This window comes from Klebsiella sp. BIGb0407 (assembly GCF_024807845.1).
Taxonomy (GTDB): domain Bacteria; phylum Pseudomonadota; class Gammaproteobacteria; order Enterobacterales; family Enterobacteriaceae; genus JGM124.
In genome coordinates, this window is the sequence record NZ_JANUEQ010000009.1 from 92,314 (window position 1) to 108,446 (window position 16,133).

16 protein-coding genes are annotated in these 16,133 nt (G+C 53.0%); 9 read left to right on the forward strand and 7 right to left on the reverse strand.

The genetic code is table 11. The annotated features are described in order from the left end of the window. Window positions 1-40: 40 nt before the first annotated feature. The 6 genes from M2387_RS21750 to M2387_RS21775 all read right to left on the reverse strand — a co-directional run bounded on the left by M2387_RS21750 (window position 41) and on the right by M2387_RS21775 (window position 5,815). Window positions 41-391 carry a type II toxin-antitoxin system HicB family antitoxin gene (locus M2387_RS21750; protein WP_259052593.1) on the reverse strand — a complete coding sequence of 117 codons (351 nt, stop codon included), beginning with the start codon at window positions 389-391 and terminating at the stop codon, window positions 41-43. Next, window positions 384-662, reverse strand: a complete 279-nt coding sequence (locus tag M2387_RS21755; protein ID WP_259052594.1) for a type II toxin-antitoxin system HicA family toxin — start codon at window positions 660-662, stop codon at window positions 384-386. The genes M2387_RS21750 and M2387_RS21755 overlap by 8 nt, the downstream gene beginning before the upstream one ends. Before the next feature lie 325 nt (window positions 663-987). Further along, window positions 988-2,973, reverse strand: a complete 1,986-nt coding sequence (locus M2387_RS21760; protein ID WP_259052596.1) for a TonB-dependent siderophore receptor — start codon at window positions 2,971-2,973, stop codon at window positions 988-990. A gap of 123 nt (window positions 2,974-3,096) precedes the next feature. After that, a complete protein-coding gene (locus M2387_RS21765; protein ID WP_259052599.1) occupies window positions 3,097-4,338 on the reverse strand; it encodes an MFS transporter in 1,242 nt (413 codons plus the stop codon). Continuing rightward, window positions 4,335-4,757, reverse strand: coding sequence for a hypothetical protein (locus M2387_RS21770; protein ID WP_259052602.1), 423 nt, complete (start codon window positions 4,755-4,757; stop codon window positions 4,335-4,337). The genes M2387_RS21765 and M2387_RS21770 overlap by 4 nt, the downstream gene beginning before the upstream one ends. Window positions 4,758-4,846: 89 nt before the next feature. Beyond that, window positions 4,847-5,815: a helix-turn-helix domain-containing protein gene (locus tag M2387_RS21775; protein WP_259052605.1), complete on the reverse strand. Its 969-nt coding sequence runs from the start codon at window positions 5,813-5,815 to the stop codon at window positions 4,847-4,849. Between M2387_RS21775 and M2387_RS21780 the strand changes: the two genes are divergently transcribed. Genes M2387_RS21780 through M2387_RS21790 form a run of 3 tightly spaced genes read left to right on the forward strand, consistent with a single transcriptional unit; the run spans window position 5,790 to window position 9,558 of the window. Then, entirely contained in the window at window positions 5,790-5,942 is a 153-nt protein-coding gene (locus M2387_RS21780; protein WP_259052608.1) for a hypothetical protein, read from the forward strand. The two genes, M2387_RS21775 and M2387_RS21780, sit on opposite strands and share 26 nt — an antisense overlap. Window positions 5,943-5,983: 41 nt before the next feature. Further along, the gene (locus M2387_RS21785) at window positions 5,984-7,759 is read left to right on the forward strand and encodes an ABC transporter ATP-binding protein (protein ID WP_259052609.1); all 1,776 of its coding nucleotides are present in this window, start codon (window positions 5,984-5,986) and stop codon (window positions 7,757-7,759) included. Continuing rightward, window positions 7,756-9,558 carry an ABC transporter ATP-binding protein gene (locus M2387_RS21790; protein ID WP_259052610.1) on the forward strand — a complete coding sequence of 601 codons (1,803 nt, stop codon included), beginning with the start codon at window positions 7,756-7,758 and terminating at the stop codon, window positions 9,556-9,558. The genes M2387_RS21785 and M2387_RS21790 overlap by 4 nt, the downstream gene beginning before the upstream one ends. Here M2387_RS21790 and M2387_RS21795 read toward each other — a convergent pair. Beyond that, a complete protein-coding gene (locus M2387_RS21795) occupies window positions 9,555-10,478 on the reverse strand; it encodes a LysR family transcriptional regulator (protein ID WP_259052611.1) in 924 nt (307 codons plus the stop codon). The genes M2387_RS21790 and M2387_RS21795 overlap by 4 nt on opposite strands. A 202-nt stretch (window positions 10,479-10,680) precedes the next feature. Here M2387_RS21795 and M2387_RS21800 point away from each other — a divergent pair, with 202 nt between their 5' ends. The 6 genes from M2387_RS21800 to M2387_RS21825 all read left to right on the forward strand — a co-directional run bounded on the left by M2387_RS21800 (window position 10,681) and on the right by M2387_RS21825 (window position 16,133). Beyond that, window positions 10,681-11,655 (forward strand): PDR/VanB family oxidoreductase, encoded by a 975-nt coding sequence (locus tag M2387_RS21800; RefSeq protein WP_310572795.1) that lies wholly within the window; start codon window positions 10,681-10,683, stop codon window positions 11,653-11,655. 20 nt (window positions 11,656-11,675) lie between these two features. Then, the gene (locus M2387_RS21805; protein WP_259052756.1) at window positions 11,676-12,956 is read left to right on the forward strand and encodes an amidohydrolase family protein; all 1,281 of its coding nucleotides are present in this window, start codon (window positions 11,676-11,678) and stop codon (window positions 12,954-12,956) included. Next, window positions 12,946-13,407, forward strand: coding sequence for a RidA family protein (locus tag M2387_RS21810; protein ID WP_259052613.1), 462 nt, complete (start codon window positions 12,946-12,948; stop codon window positions 13,405-13,407). The genes M2387_RS21805 and M2387_RS21810 overlap by 11 nt, the downstream gene beginning before the upstream one ends. A gap of 29 nt (window positions 13,408-13,436) precedes the next feature. Beyond that, complete coding sequence (locus tag M2387_RS21815; RefSeq protein WP_259052614.1) at window positions 13,437-14,312, forward strand: creatininase family protein; 876 nt, start codon at window positions 13,437-13,439, stop codon at window positions 14,310-14,312. An 82-nt stretch (window positions 14,313-14,394) separates the two neighbouring features. After that, a complete protein-coding gene (locus M2387_RS21820) occupies window positions 14,395-15,309 on the forward strand; it encodes an ABC transporter substrate-binding protein (RefSeq protein WP_409040246.1) in 915 nt (304 codons plus the stop codon). Further along, on the forward strand, window positions 15,306-16,133 hold the full coding sequence (locus M2387_RS21825; protein ID WP_259052616.1) for an ABC transporter ATP-binding protein: 828 nt from the start codon (window positions 15,306-15,308) through the stop codon (window positions 16,131-16,133). The genes M2387_RS21820 and M2387_RS21825 overlap by 4 nt, the downstream gene beginning before the upstream one ends.

A 16,133-nucleotide genomic window follows, 5' to 3' on the forward strand; every position in this document is an offset into this window, starting at 1 on the left:
CGGCATTACGCACTGCGGCCTTCCCTAAATTGATATTTCATTACGTCAAAGCAAATTCTCGCTCCAATACTTCGACAATTAGCTGATTTTTAGAAATTGAATGCTGCTTAGCTGCTGCGGCAAGACGAGATCCAAGGCGACCTGATACGCGAACGGTCAAACGCTCCTGCTCGTCCTCACGGAACGGCTTGATACCTTCTTCTTCACAGTCCCGAAGATACTCAGTTAGAGAAGTCTCCCCCTCCTGATACAGACCATTGATACTATCAGCAACGAAATCACAGTAGCCGTTAACATTAAGAAATTTACCGCGAAACGCGCCAATTTCTGCTTCAAAGGTCACCATAGCGGGCTGGCCTTTGATCATCATAATGTTGTTGGTCTTATTCATAGTTTACCCCTACTGAATTTTCTAACCACTCACGCAACCCAACAACCGCGCCTTTGTCCATCTCGTTACCTGGGTGCGGTTGATGGGTTAAATAGAGAGTCCCCGATAAAACAAAGCGGCGTCGGGATCCATTCCCGTTTTTCACTTTTCCACCCAGGTAGTTTATGAGGCTGACAACATCAGCCCATTTGATACCTGGCTTAGGTGGAACCGTCATAACGTCATCAAACGTTTTGCGATGCCTCCCGCTCAGATCCTTAAGCTTAATCATTCCTACATCCAGTAGCGTCACTTTATGACGTCATATTATCCTTGCCTCACATTGACGTCAATATATGACGTCACCAGGGGTCGAGAATGGGTGAAACTTTAAAAAACAAAGTTTGAGCCGCCGGGGTAATTGCTGGTGTCCACTGAAGCATGAAGGTTGAAGATGCAAAGAGTCGACTGGAAAAACGTTTTGCTGAAGTCAGTCTGGAAATCATGCGATGAAGGAGCTTTTTGCAAAAAAAGGGGGGGGAACGTCACCGAAAAAAATCCTGGTACTGTTCATTCCCAGTACCAGGATCAGAGTTATTACTTTCACATCAAGAAGATCAGAACAGATCTACCCGTACATCGACGCCAACAGTACGCCCGTTATTGACCTGGGCATAACCGCTAGTCCCGCTCATAAAACCAAAGGTACGGTAGCGGGTATCAAACAGGTTATCGACATAACCGGCAATATTCACGCGCTCAGTGGCCTGCCAGCCAAGACGTAAATCCGTGGTGCTATAGGTTCCCTGACGCAGAGCGTTATCGCCATCAAAGTAATGCGGCCCGACAACATTTAAGCCGACGCGTGGCATTAAAGGCCCTATTTCAGTATCGATAATCCCATTGATACTGGTCCCGGCGTTATAACGAGGAACGAACGGCACGCGTTTATCGGCATAGCTCTCGCTACTGTCGGTAAATTCTGCCCGCACATAAGTGCCATTAATATCCCAGGACCAGGCTGGCATAAACTGCCATTTCAGCATCATCTCGACACCGCTGGCATCAGCACTACCCGCATTGCTCAGGGTCTGCATGCCAACCGGGCCAGAGTAGAGCTGCATATTTCTGGTGTGGGTATGGAACAGAGCCCCCTGCAACTGAATCTCATCGTGCTGATAACGGGAACCAATTTCATAGTTAATCGATTTTTCAGCTTCATAAGGGGCAGCCTGAGTCCCGCTCGCTGGAAAGTAGCTAAACCCTGCTGGCTTATAGCCCTGAGCCACGCGGGTATAGATACGCCAGTCTTCATTGAGCAGATAGCTGGCTGACAGTTGTCCCAGTACTTGATCATCACTGTCACTCGACTGCGTGCTGTTATAGCGGGTATTAGCCTTATCGTGTGAGACACGTAACCCCGCGCCGAGATCAATACGATCATCAAGGTGCCAGGTTAAATCGCTGTATGCCGCCAGGGTTTCCTGCGCGGTATTGGCCTGAGTTTGCATCACAGGCATCCCACCCATGCTGTAAGTCAGGTCCAGCTTCTCACGGGTATTCTGGCGATAGAGACCAAACACCATATCGACGCTACGTCCGCCGCCATAAGTCGCCGCGCGTAGTTCCTGGACATCCTGATTCCAGCGCTCTGGCATATCGGCGATTAAGGTACTGTTCGGGAAGGTACGTTCGTAGTTCTGCTGCTGCCAGGCACCAACCAGGCTGAAGACCCAGTTATCGGTGGTGTATTTACCGCTCATTGCCTGGCTGTGGGTGCAGCGTTTTAACTTAGGATCCGGTGAACCGGGTGCAATTTCCAGGGTACGACCATCAACCTGATCAAAAGGCAGATAAGTATCCTGGGTGGCACGGGTGCAATCTTCGGTAATCGCCAGGCTGGTTTCCCAGGGCTGGCCGTCAGGCGCTAAACGCAGGCGAATATTGCCGACATTGGCTTTGGTTCCCCCCAGATTACTGCTGCCGGTGGCCGGGTTAGTCATCGAGCCGTTATCCACCTGACGCAGCAAGGTTACGCTGCCGTATAACAAGCCATCCTGTATCGGGCCACTGAGATTAATTTTGCCGTGATAGCCCTCGCGGCTGGTCACACCGCCCTCAATATAGCCCCTCGGCGTACTGTCTGGTTGCTGGCTAACAATGTTGATAATCCCACCCTGGGCACTTTTACCGTATAGCGTTCCCTGCGGACCGCGCAGCATCTCAACGCTCGATACGTCAGAAAGCTGTTGTACCGTATAGGTTGCCAGCTGGGGTACGCCATCAACATAGAGGGTGGTGGCCGGGCTATAGAAATCCTGGGCTGAGGAGACGCCACGTAATGAAATCGACGGGAATAACAGGCTGCCGTTATTCGCCATATTCAGGCCTGGCAGGACCCGGGTCAGTTTATCAGTGCTGGTTACGCCCGCATCTTTAAGCTCTGCTTCACTGACTTTGGTGGCAGAGACGTTATTCGCCGAAGCTGAATAGCTGGACTGTTTGCTGGCAGAAACAATTATCGTATCTTCCTCGGCGGCAAACGCCGGGGATGAAAGCACAATACCGGTCAGGGCGAGTGGATAAAGTATGGTTATTTTCATTATTAAACCCATGAAAGACGTGAACAGATGACGGTTTTAATCACACCCAGAAACCGCCATAACACCGAGAATCAAGAAAGTTAAATGATAATTGTTTTCATTTATTGAGCTACCCGTATCGGTTCAATTTCTCCCCGGATCCAGCCTGTTCTCTGGGTGCTCGTCAGGGTTATTCAATGCCTCGTGATAGTCCGCAAAGATACGCCGGCCGAGTCGTCTGGCAGGCCACAGGCAAATCACCGCAATTGCGGCTAAAACCGCAAGCGTAGTGTGATAGTTGGTGTGATAGGCAAACTGCAATGCCGCCAGCGAGACTATCATTGCCACAGCGGCATCGGTGGACTGAAACAGGGCATAATCAGAGGCGGGTTGATGAGGACGCACTAAGCCCATCAGCACATTGTAGAGGGTGACAAAACCGATAGCGCCCGCAAGGTTAACCACGCCAAATAATACTATCCAGGCGGTTAATGACCACCATGAGTAACCTGTCGCCAGCACGATTGCCAGCAGGGCATGGGTGACCATCACGGGGAGCAGGCAGCGTACTGCCCCGAAACGGCGGATCAGATAGGTCGCCAGCATAATTCCGGCCATACTGACGAAGGTACTGTAGAGGGTCATAATCAGCCCCAGCTCGCTCAGGCTGAGCTTTTGATCTATCAGCATTACCGTCTGCAATGCCATCATGCCGCGCATCGCCAGATAGAAAATGGCGGTAAAGGCCAGCACTGGCCAGAGCGTTTTCACTGTCATCCAGTTCAGGGCCGGGCGCTTAGCTACAGTATCTGCAAGCCCGAGCGAAGGTCGGGTAAAACAGAGCGGCGGGATAAGCATCAGCAGTGAAAGAAGCGCCAGGGCGATAAAACCACTGCGCCACCCTGCCCACTCGGTGATGCTCAGAAAGGCAAAAGAACCGAACAGGATACCAAGATAGCTACCTCCCACCTGCGCCATATTCGCCAGCGGGCGGCCAGAAGCGGTGGTGGTACAAATCGTAATTCCATCGGCATAGATATCGTGGCTCGCGGAGAGCATCACCAGTAACATCAGCATCAGGATCATCGCTACCAGCGACCCTTCAGGGGAAAGCATACCGGTGACCACCAGCATTACAGCCATCGCCAGCTGTAACAATACCAGGCTGCCTAAATAGGGATTACCCCGCAGTGGAATCGCATGACGCTCCCCCCAGGGAGCCCAGAGAAATTTAGCTATCCACGGCAAGAAACTGAGTGACAGCCAGCTTAACTGCGCCAGGTCTAAACCCGCATGGCGGAAATAACCGGCGACGCCCTGCATCACCAGGGCGGTGATCATTCCCTGATGAAGATAAAAACACCAGTAGGGTAAGTAGTGCTTCATGATGGTGGGTTATCCAGCAATCTTGCAGCCAAAGCATGGGCTTCCGCTCTCGTCGCGACCACAAAATAGCCATAAGGGGACTGCCCTGACTGGGCCAGATTCTGCGCCCATTGCTGATATTTCTCCCGGCGGGCATCATCCGCTTCAATACGGATCGCCCCTGCGCAATAGCGCTGTTGCAGGCTCACATTATCGCGTGTCCACTGCAGATAGCGGTTCATAAAAACCGGTGAATGATGCGGTAAATCAGACCCGGTCATATACAGCACAAAGCGCTGCGCTCTGGCGTAGAGCTCTGCTATTTGTGCCATATAACTTTCAGCTTGAGTATCCGGGATCTGCTCTGGCATCGATAATCGCACCTCAGGCCAGGCCTGAGTATCGATAAATTGAAGTACCGGGGTATAAGACTCAGACATGGTATTTCCTTCACTAGCAAATAAAGGAAATGATAATCATTCACCGTTATCTTACAACCCGGATCCAGTCTGTTTATACCCGTATCGGGCTAAATATGCAGCCGTTTAAACGCCGAAGGCGTCACGCCGAATTGCTTCTGAAATGCAGCGCTAAAATGGCTGGCATTGGTGTAACCCAAATCGGCTGCCACCACCATTACCGGCGCTCCGGTGGCAAACAGTCGGCGTCTTGCCTCATGCATACGCTCGCTTTGAAACAGACCATAAATACTGTTATCAAACAGCTGTCGGAAGCCACGTTTTAGCTTCAGCACGCTTAATCCGCTCTCTCTGGAGAGCATGGCTATTGTGGGAGCTTGTGACAGGTCGGCCAGCAGCAGGTCTTTGGCACGCTGTAGTTTCTTCCTGTCCGCCAGGTTCAGCGTTTCCGTTATAGCAGGAGTCCCATCCTGCCCGGCCAGCGCCAGGCTCACCATAACCATACTCTGGCCTAATAACCATAATGGCATATGACGCCCTTCACTGGCGGTGGGAGTCTGTACCAGGCCCGCGAGGGCATGGCTTAATACCTGTGCCGTGGCGCGCATTTCGGCATTACATTCGCAGCCCGTATACAGCCGACCAGTGTCCAGCTGTTGTTGCAGTTTACCCGACAGTTCAGGTACCCAGCCTGCCAGCCGTTCAGGGCTTAGCGATATCGTGACGCTCTCAAACTCCCCCGCATAAGAGGAGGTTCCCTGGCAGTCAGGGGTAAAGTTGATACACCCAGCTCCCTGTTTCAGCTCATGTTCCCGTTCGTTATAGCCTTTTAACTTGAACTGAGAATCACCCTGCAATGAACAGGAAAAGTTGATTCGCCCCCAGTCATCACGCAAATGCATCGTCGTTGGCTGTCGGAACTGCCCACGCCATACCAGCACATCGAGACCTTCCTGTAACGTCGCGCGCATCAGGCTACAGTCAGCATCGCTGCTCAGCTGTGCGCGATGAAACTCAGTAATCAGATTGGAAATACTGACTTCAGGGGAAGTGATGGATTTTTCTGGCGAGACGTTCAATGGGCTGACTCCTGATGATGACAGAAACCCGAAACGGATCCGGGTTGAAATCGGCTCAAATGGGGTAGAGCGTCAATTGAGAATAGTTATTATTACCGACTTTGCCAGTGCCGTCGAGCTGAATTAAACCCCACTAAAATGACGGTCAGGAAGGAGAACCGACCCCTTATGCCTCAATCTGCAACGCCTGAAAATCGCTCCTGGCACATTATGTATCCGGTTCGCGGACAGGTGCGAATAGCGATGTGTCTTTCCGGATTATCGGTCATCGCCGGTATTGCCTTTTTACTGGCACTGGCCTGGAGTTTGCACGCTTTAAGCCTGAACCCCACCGCCTGGCCTGTCGTTCCGATAAGCACGGCGATTCTCTGCCTGTGCCTGAGTTATCTGTTACGTTTACAGGCGTTTAATCAGTCGCACTACGCGGCATTTCGCCTGGAAAACCAGATCCGCAGCCAGCTGGCTGAAAAGTTGGCGCAAATTCCGTTAAACGAAGTCCAGCGCCTGGGGGCAGGCCCGCTCACGAAAATTATCCAGGACGATGTTAAGTCGCTGCATTTATTCGTCGCCGACAGCACCCCGCTGTATGCCCGCGCTTTTGTCGCCCCCCTGTGCAGTGGGGTGCTGTTATTCTGGCTGGACTGGCGTCTGGCGATCGTCGCCTTACTGGTACTGGTCATCGGTGCGGTGGTTTTAATGCTGGCGATGCGTAACGGTGGTGAGATGAACCAGCGTTATAACGAGGCGCGGGAACAGGTGAGCAGCGCAGTGATTGAATTTGTGCAAGCCATGCCTGTGGTACGAACTTTCGATACCGGCGCCACGACCTTTAGCCGTTATCAGCAGGCGCTGGAAAACTATCATCAGGTGCTGACCCGCTGGTATCAGCAGGCCGGATTTTCAGCCCGTTTCTCGTTCGCTATTTTAAACCCTCTGCCGACGCTGCTGGCGTTGTGCTGGGCGATATATATTTTTAGCACCAGCGGCGAATTCAATTTCAGCCTATGGCTGGCCGTGTTGTTGCTCGGTAATGGCATGGCTGAAGCCATTATGCCGATGATGGCGCTCAATCATATGGTGAGTAAAACCCGGCTGAGCATTGCCCGTATTCAGGATGTCTTGAGCCTGGATCCCCTTCCGGAAACGCAGACGGATAACTCACCTCGTGATGCCAGCCTGACCTTTGAAGAGGTCAGTTTCTGTTATTCATCCGATACTGAGGCCAGGGCACTGGACGATGTCAGCTTTCAGGTACCTGCCGGGTCATTTACTGCGCTGGTGGGTTCATCGGGGGCCGGAAAATCCACAGTAGCTCGATTGATCCCACGTTTTCAGGATGTCACCTCAGGGCAAATTTTACTGGGTGGTGTGGATATCCGCGAGATGAAAACCACCACGCTAATGCAGCAGGTCTCTTTTGTATTTCAGGACGCCTTTCTGTTTGCCGACACCATCGCCAATAATATCCGCCTTGGGCTCCCGGAAAAAAGCCTCGATGAGGTTATCGCTGTGGCAAAAATAGCCCAGGCACATGACTTTATTATGGCTCTTCCTCAGGGTTACGACACGCCTGCTGGTGAGCGTGGGCTATTCCTTTCCGGTGGTCAGCGTCAGCGTATTGCGATTGCCCGCGCCCTGCTGCATAACCGACCGATCCTGGTGCTGGATGAACCCACGGCGTTTGCTGATGCCGAAAACGAAGCCGCTTTACTCACCGCCCTGGCCAGCCTGATGAAAAACAAAACCGTAATTATGGTCGCTCATCGCCTCTCAACCATCCGCCATGCCGACCAGATTCTGGTTTTTGATAACGGCAAACTCAGCGAGAGCGGGCGTCATGACGACCTACTGGCGGCACGAGGGCGTTATAGCGAGCTATGGCAACATTATCAGCAGGCTCAGCGCTGGTCAGTAGGCAGTGAACCGAAAGAGGCCGTTTTATGAATAGAATCCGCACGCTTATTGTCAAGCCAGTGACTGCTTTCTGTTTCAGCTGGCGTCAGCTGGAACGCGCCACAGGTTCACAGGCCGGGGTTTTTCGCCGCTGCTGTTTAAGCCTGCTGGCTGCGGCGATAACTCAGGGGCTGGCACTGGCTTGCCTGTTCCCGGTGATTAATGCCTTTTCACGCCCTCTCAATAGCGATGCTCTGCTCTGGCTGGCGGTGATGACAATACTGAGCGTACTCACCCTGGCGTTACGCTGGTATGGCCAGGGCTTTGAGTACCGCGGGCAGCTTGCCACCGCCACCCATGAGCTGCGAATGCGGCTGGGAGAACAGCTGCGCCGTATGCCATTAACCACTCTGCAATCGACCCGCACCGGGGAGATCAACGCTTTGTTACTTAGCAGTGTGGATGAAAATCTGAATTATATGCTGGCGATTATCAACCAGCTGTTGCTGGCTATCATTACCCCGCTGGTGGTTACCCTGGTGATGCTCTGGCTACAGTGGCAGCTTGGGCTTAGCCTGCTGTTACTGTTTCCGCTGATTGCTCTGCTCTATCACTGGCGACGCCCGGTATTTGCCCGCACCATGCAACAGCTGGCAGAGGCTAATCAGCAAACCAGCGCCAGTATTGTTGAATATGTGCAGGGGCTGGCAGTGCTCAGAACCCACTGCCCGCAAACGGAAAGTACGGCAGCTTTACGCCAGCAATTCGCGCGCTTAGAGCAAATACAAACCGCCTCTCATCATAAGGGGTCCAGACCTTCAACGATTATTGCAAGCGTGGTGGAACTGGGTCTTCAGGCAGTATTAGTCTTAGGAGTCGGTGGCGTGGTATCGGGTAGCTGGGATATCCCCGTTATAGCCGCGATGATGGTGATTGTGGTGCGTTTTTCCGAGCCGCTGGCAACCTTTGTTAGCTATACCGCGGTGCTGGAGCTGATTAATTCCGCTTTACGCCGTATCGATGAGTTACTGGCTGTCCAGCCACTTACCATCGAACAACCGCATCAAATCCCCAGCCAGTTTGAGATAACTTTTGAGCGGGTCAGTTTTCGTTACGCGGACCAGGCTGAAGCGGTGCTGGAACAGGCTGATATTCTGATCCCCGAACGGGGAATGACTGCCCTGGTCGGGCCGTCAGGTTCAGGAAAAACGACGGTCACCCGACTGCTAATGCGCCATGCGGATCCGCAGCAAGGTCGCGTGCTGATAGGCGGAGTTGATATTCGCCATATACCCACCGCAGAGCTGAATAAGCTGATTTCAGTGGTGTTTCAAGAAGTCTGGTTATTCGACGATACGGTACTGGCCAATATTCGCATGGCAAAGCCCAATGCCCGCGATGAAGAGATAGAACAAGCCGCCGCGGCCGCACAATGCCTGGCGTTTATTCAGGCGCTTCCCCAGGGCTGGCATACGCCATTAGGGGAACTGGGCAGCCGGCTTTCAGGGGGGGAACGCCAGCGTCTGTCGATTGCCCGCGCCTTATTAAAAAATGCGCCGATCGTGATCCTCGATGAACCGACCGCCGCCCTGGATACCGAAAGCGAACGGGCGGTACAGCGGGCAATCGACAGCCTGGTGAAGAACAAAACGGTTATCGTGATTGCCCATCGTCTGTCGACAATTGTCGGTGCAGAGCAGATTCTGGTGCTGGAACAAGGCGCGATATCGCAACAGGGAACCCATCCGCAGTTACTGGCGGTTGAAGGTCGCTATCGTTCACTCTGGACAGCTCACCTTGAAACTTTTGATTCGTCAGCGAGCGAAAAGCACCAGAATTGTGCAATTTAAGGCTGTTCCTGACCCGGGATCTGAATCTGACTGAATAATAACTCTAGCTGTTTCAACATCATAGAAGCAGCCAGAGACAGCTGCCGGGAAGGAGAAACGCACAGCGAAAGGGTGAAGGTTTTTAGCTGCGGATCCGTCAGGGGAACAAACTGTAGTTCGCCGCTTTCTATCTCATCCATAATATCGAGCCGACAGAGAATACCGATCCCCATTTTCTCCCTGACCAGGGATCGGATCATATGGATATTATTCGATGTCGCGACCTCGTTAATCATGCCGCTATTGATATTGATCAGCGCCTGTACCGGCTCGGCCAGCATCAGCGGCGCGGCGGGCAGGATAAACGGATACTCCATACACTGATTGAAACGTACACCGCTTCGCTCACCCAGTGGATGCCCTTGCGGCACCACGATGCCCAACTCAATTTCAGCAAAAGCCCGTACCTGCAATTCGCGCGAACTTTGCGGGTTAAGCATCAGCCCGAAGTCCGTCTCACCCGATATCAGCGCCTGCTGAATATCCACGTTATTCATGGTCGTCAGGGTAAAAGAAATATTGGGATAATCCTGATGCACCTTTTTGAGCATGGTTGAGAAAAATTGTCGATTAATCGCGTCGATGGTGGCGATCCGGACATGACCTCGCCGCAGCCCACGCAGGTCGTCAAGCTGTTCGCAGACCCGCACGAAATCCTTTTTCCAGTTATTGGCAGAATAGAGCAATAGCTCACCGGCGGCGGTCAGCCGTAGCCCGGTGGGGTGCCGCTCAAACAGCGGCATGGCGAGCTCTTTTTCAACCCGCAATATCTGCCTGTCGATGGACGATGCGGCAACATGCAAGACCTCGGATGCCTTACGAAACGAGCCCTGGCGGGCAACCTCAGTGAAGTACAGCAGAAACCGGGAAAATGCGAACATAGTGAGTGCTCTCTTTTTTGCAACGGGATGTGCGAATCAAAGCTCTGGACGCAACGGTTTTATAACAATAATGTAGCTTTCATTGCAACGGGAACAATCGTTTCACCACTAATTTAGCCGACTCTGCATCGTTATATAAAGACAGAAGTCGCGAATAGGTTTGTTCCCCTTTTTATAAATAATTCCTCAGAAAATACGGTAAATAATCATGAAAGATGCCGGATTAATTCCTGTCACAATTAAAACTGTCGATATCAATGGCACAGGGAATATTTCACTGCAGCTTATTGCGCAGCATGGCGGATTATTACCGGCCTATTTACCCGGCGCGCACATTGACGTTTATATTCCGGAAATTGGCCCGCGTCAGTATTCGCTTTGTAGTGAAAATAGTAACGGCGAATATTATGAAATCTGTGTGAAACTGGCAGAAAACTCTCGCGGCGGATCGCACTTTATTCATCATCATTTTCGCCTTGGTGATAGCCTGACGATTTCACCGCCACGCAATCATTTTGCCATGCCCGCGGCGGGACGCTATTTGCTGTTTGCCGGGGGTATTGGTATCACTCCCCTGCTGGCTATGGCGGAGCAGCTCGCCCGGCAACAGATTGACTTTGAATTGCATTACTTTATTTCAGACAGCCAGCAGACTGCATTTCTGCCGCGTTTAGCTGCACCCGCATTAGAGAAACAGGTGTTTTTGCATGATAGCCGCGCCGGTGATTCCCTGCGCCATAAGATACCGCTCAGTTTATGTCAGCCCGATGAGAATACCCGGATAATGGCTTGTGGTCCGGACGGATTTATTCAACGCCTGGAAGAAATTATGCAGGAATATCACTGGCAGAATAATCAATTATCGTTTGAGCGTTTCAGCAATACGCTCTTGAATAACGAAACTAACGATGCGGAATTTCATATTCAGCTGAAATCCAGCGGGCAGCGATATTTAGTCAGCCCCCATCAGACGATTGCCGAAGTCTTATTATCTGCCAGGGTCGATATTATGTTGTCGTGCGAACAGGGGATGTGTGGCTCCTGTATTACCGAGGTTATCGAGGGTATTCCCGATCACCGTGACTGCGTATTAAGCGCAGAAGAAAAAGCCGAGAATACGCAGATAACACTGTGCTGTTCGCGATCGAAAAGCCCTGTTCTGGTCCTCGACCTGTAATGTTAACGCGGAGCCATATGATGAATATTCTTCCTCCTGCTTCAGCGCTTAACGGTATTGCTAATCTTCGCCTTCCGGCCTGGTTATTACCGGTGAACTGGCCAGTACAAAATGGTGAGCCAGTGACAGCGGATTTGCGCTTTCAGGCGGGAAAAATTTTATCCCTGCTGCCCGCAGAACCGCACCAGGACGACCTGTGGAATGCAGGCGGTGCGCTGGCGCTACCGGGGCTGGTTGAACCCCATGCCCATCTCGATAAAACCTTTACTATTGCCCGTAGTCGTCCGTCTAAACCCGGCCTGCTGGCGGCGATTGAAACTCTGCATCAGGACAGGCAGCACTGGACGGCGGCTGACCTTCGCCAGCGCGCCGGTAGCGGAATGGCATGGGCAGCGGCTCACGGCGTGACCCATTTACGCACCCATATTGACTGGTACGACGCCACTCCTCCCCTGGCATGGTCTGAGCTGGCAGAGATGGCGCCCCCTGGCGTTACCCTGGAGCGGGTGGCATTACTCCCGCTGGGTCTGTTCAAAGACGCCGACACCGCTGAGAACATTGCCCGTACGGTGGCAGAAAGCGGAAAACACTGTTTGCTGGGCGGGTTTATCCACTCTTCAAACTGGGATCCTATGGCGATGACAAACCTGATGCGCAGTGCCTCCCGCTGGCAGCTGAATCTGGATTTACATATCGATGAAGAGCTTTCCCCCGTAGCACATGGCCTGAGCTGGCTGGCGCATTACTTATCTGAGAATGAATTTAGCGGTCATATCTGTTGCAGCCATGGCTGTGCCCTGGCCTCAGGTAGTGAGCAACAGGCGCAGGAAGTGATGAGTTTGCTGGCGACTCAGCGCGTCACCTTGATTGCCTTGCCGATGACTAACCTGCTGCTACAGGATGCCGTCACCGGTCGTACCCCCCGCCTGCGCGGTATCACGCTATTTAAAGAGGCGCAGGCGGCGGGCATTCCGCTGCTGCTCGGCTGCGATAATGTGCAGGATGCCTTTTGCCCCGCAGGGAGTTATGACCCGCTGGATACCCTGAGCTGCGCGCTGTTCGCGCTTCAGCTGGATAACCTCTTTGACCAGCAATCACGACTGATTTGCGATGTCACCGCGCTCACCGGTGAGACACAAACCGCTCAGCCACTGAGGCCGGGTCGCGATGCCAGCCTGGTTATCTTCCCGGACTGCGATAGCCTGACCTGGCCTTTACATAGCGCCGCACGCCTGGTTATTCACCAGGGCATTCTCACCCATCAACGTACCTGGAATCAGGAGTTATCCCATGAGTCTTGAAATGGGCGCGGGTAAACCGCTCGCCAAATATGCCGCATGGCGTCGCGCCGGTGACTTCGTGTTTCTTTCCGGCATCATTCCCGTCAACCCGCAGACGGCAACGATTGTGCGTGGTTTTCAGGATATCCCCCCAGAGGCGCGTCTGCTGCTGGGCGAAACCGGTGAATTCTCGACCGATGCCAAGCAGGGGCCGATTCTGGCTCAGAGCTGGTATGTGCTCGAAAGTATTCGTCACACCATTGAAGAGGCTGGCGGGCAAATGAGCGATGTCATCAAGCTGGTGCAGTATTTTCGCAATCTCGACCACTTCCCCTATTACAGCCGGGTCAGAAAGCTTTTTTATCCGGGACAGCCGCCCGTTTCCACGGTGGTGCAGGTCAGTGAAATGCTCCCCAGCGCTGAAGTTCTGATTGAAGTGGAAGCCACAGCCTGGCTACCCCTGTCCCGCTAACCCAATAATCTCCGACCACGAGGCACAGCATGATTAACGGTTATATTCCCGCAGAGCGTTTTCTTCCTTTTCTGAGCTGGACGGCGATTGCCGATATGCCAGATAAAGCGAATACCGTCATCGTCCTGCCGACCGGTGCGATTGAGCAGCACGGGCCGCATCTGCCGTGCTCGGTTGATAGTGTGATCTCCTCCGGAGTGGCAGGGCATGCACTGGCACGGCTTCCCAAAGAAATTCCGGCCTATGCGATTCCGCCCATCACTTACGGTAAGTCTGACGAGCATCTGAATTTTCCCGGCACGCTGACCCTAACCGGCGACACGCTGCTGCAAACTATTTTAGAAATTGCCGAGTCTCTGTATCGCGCCGGATTCCGTAAACTATTGATGATTAACGGCCATGGCGGACAGCCACAGGTACTGCAAATGGCCTCAAGAGAAATGCGTCTGCGCCATGGCGACATGATAATGATCCCCCACGACGTTTTCCGGGTTCCGAATGTGGAAAATCAGTATCTCAGCGCACAAGAGCAAAAAATGGCGATGCACGCCGGTCACAGCGAAACCGCGGTGATGCTGGCGCTGGCACCGGAGTCTGTCCACCAGGAGCGCGCAGTTATTAATTATCCCCCTGAATTCCCTTGCCCGACGCTGTCATCAGGCCGTCCTGTAGCCGCATGGGCTTCCTATGATTTTGGCCCGAGTGGGGTGATTGGCGACCCGACTGCTGCAACCGCTGAACAAGGACACGCAATCCTTGATTCACTGGCGGCAAGCTGGGCGCAAGCGATTACCGAAATACACCAGATGGAATGGATAGTTCGCAGCGAACCGACCTGGGGAAAACACCACTGGAACGGTTTTGTACAAACCCATTTTACTCCACCTTCTTCTGCCTCTGAATAACGGGATCTTGACGATGAAAAGACAATATGCACCGACTTATACCCTGCTCTCCCTGATTTTAGCCGGCGTGTCCACCACCGCCATGGCGGAAGAGAAATTTACTTTCCTGACCAACTGGTATGCCCAGGCCGAGCACGGTGGCTTTTACGAGGCGCAGGCGAAAGGCTTGTACAAAGATGCGGGCCTGGATGTCAGTATCAAAATGGGCGGTCCGCAAGTCAATGTGATGCAATTAATGGCTGCCGGACAGGCAGACTGTACGCTCGGTGACAATGGTCAGGCCCTGAGCACCTGGCAGGCGGGCGTGCATGCGGTCACCGTCGCGACGGTGTTCCAGCATTCACCCACGGTATTTATCAGCCATGACAAAGTCGAACATGCACAAGAGCTGAAGGACAAAACCTTCCTGCTGGCCACCGAAGCCTATAAATCTTTCTGGCCGTGGTCGAAGGCCGAGCTTGGGCTTGCAGATACCAAGGTCCGCCCCTATACCTTTAGCGTACAACCCTTCCTCGCCGACAAGAACCTGGTTCAGCAGGGGTATGTCACCTCCGAACCTCTGGCTATCGAAAAAGGCGGCCAGCCGTTCTATGTCTATATGCTGAGCGACTGGGGTTATCCCCCATACGGCAACTCAATTATCTGCATGGCCGACACGGTTAAAAAACGCCCTGAAGCCGTTGCTGCTTTTGTAAAAGCCTCGATGCAGGGCTGGAAGGACTACTTGCAAGATCCGACCGCTGGCAATGAACTGATAGTTAAAGCCAACCCGCGTATGGGTGCCGATCAGATAGCTTTCGGTATCGCCCAGATGAAGAAGTATGAGCTGGTCACCGGCGGTGATGTACAAACGGGCGGTATCGGCATCATTACTGAACCTCGCCTGAAAAAGACCTGGGAAATGCTGGTGAAAAATAAGCTGATCGACGCGGATAAAGTCCCGTTTGAGCAGACTTACACCCTCGACATGATCAAAGATGCGAAGGTTATGCCATGAATACCGCCCCCAAACTGACGGTGATGAGCGACATCCGTCCAACCAAGCCTAAGCCTGAACCCGCTATCGAAGTGCTATCGGCGGAGAAAATTTACAGCAACGGTACACGCGCTCTGTTACCGGTCAACCTGACCATCAATCAGGGTGAATTTGTCACCCTGCTCGGTCCTTCGGGTTGTGGAAAAAGTACGCTGTTAAAAATGGTCGCCGGGCTGACGGAGCCTAGCGACGGCAAGCTAATGCTGTGGCGGCACGATAGCCGTGAAAAAGCACAGGTCCCGCTGTCATTTGTCTTTCAGGAAGCGACCCTGATGCCCTGGAGTAACGTGCAGAATAACGTGCGTTTACCGCTGGATCTCGCCGGTGTCCCGCGCGGTGAAGCCGATGCCCGCGTCACTGAAGCCCTTGAACTGGTAGGGCTGGAAAAATTTTCACAAGTCTTACCGCGTGAGCTATCAGGGGGCATGCAGATGCGTGTCTCGATTGCTCGCGGTCTGGTCACCCGGCCGAAACTGTTGCTGATGGATGAGCCTTTTGGTGCCCTGGACGAAATAACCCGCAATAAGCTCGATAGCGATCTGCTGCGCCTGTGGCGTGAGCAAGAACTGACCGTGGTATTCGTCACACACTCGATTCACGAAGCGGTATTTCTTTCCCAGAGGGTGGTGATGATGGCCGCCCGGCCTGGACGAGTGGTGGAGGATATCGCGATTACCGAACCTTTCCCACGCAACGAGGATTTCCGCGTCAGCCCGGCGTTTTCACGCTATGCGAAACAGTTGCAGGATAGCCTGCTGCAAGCCAGCCAATCCGGTATGGAGTAA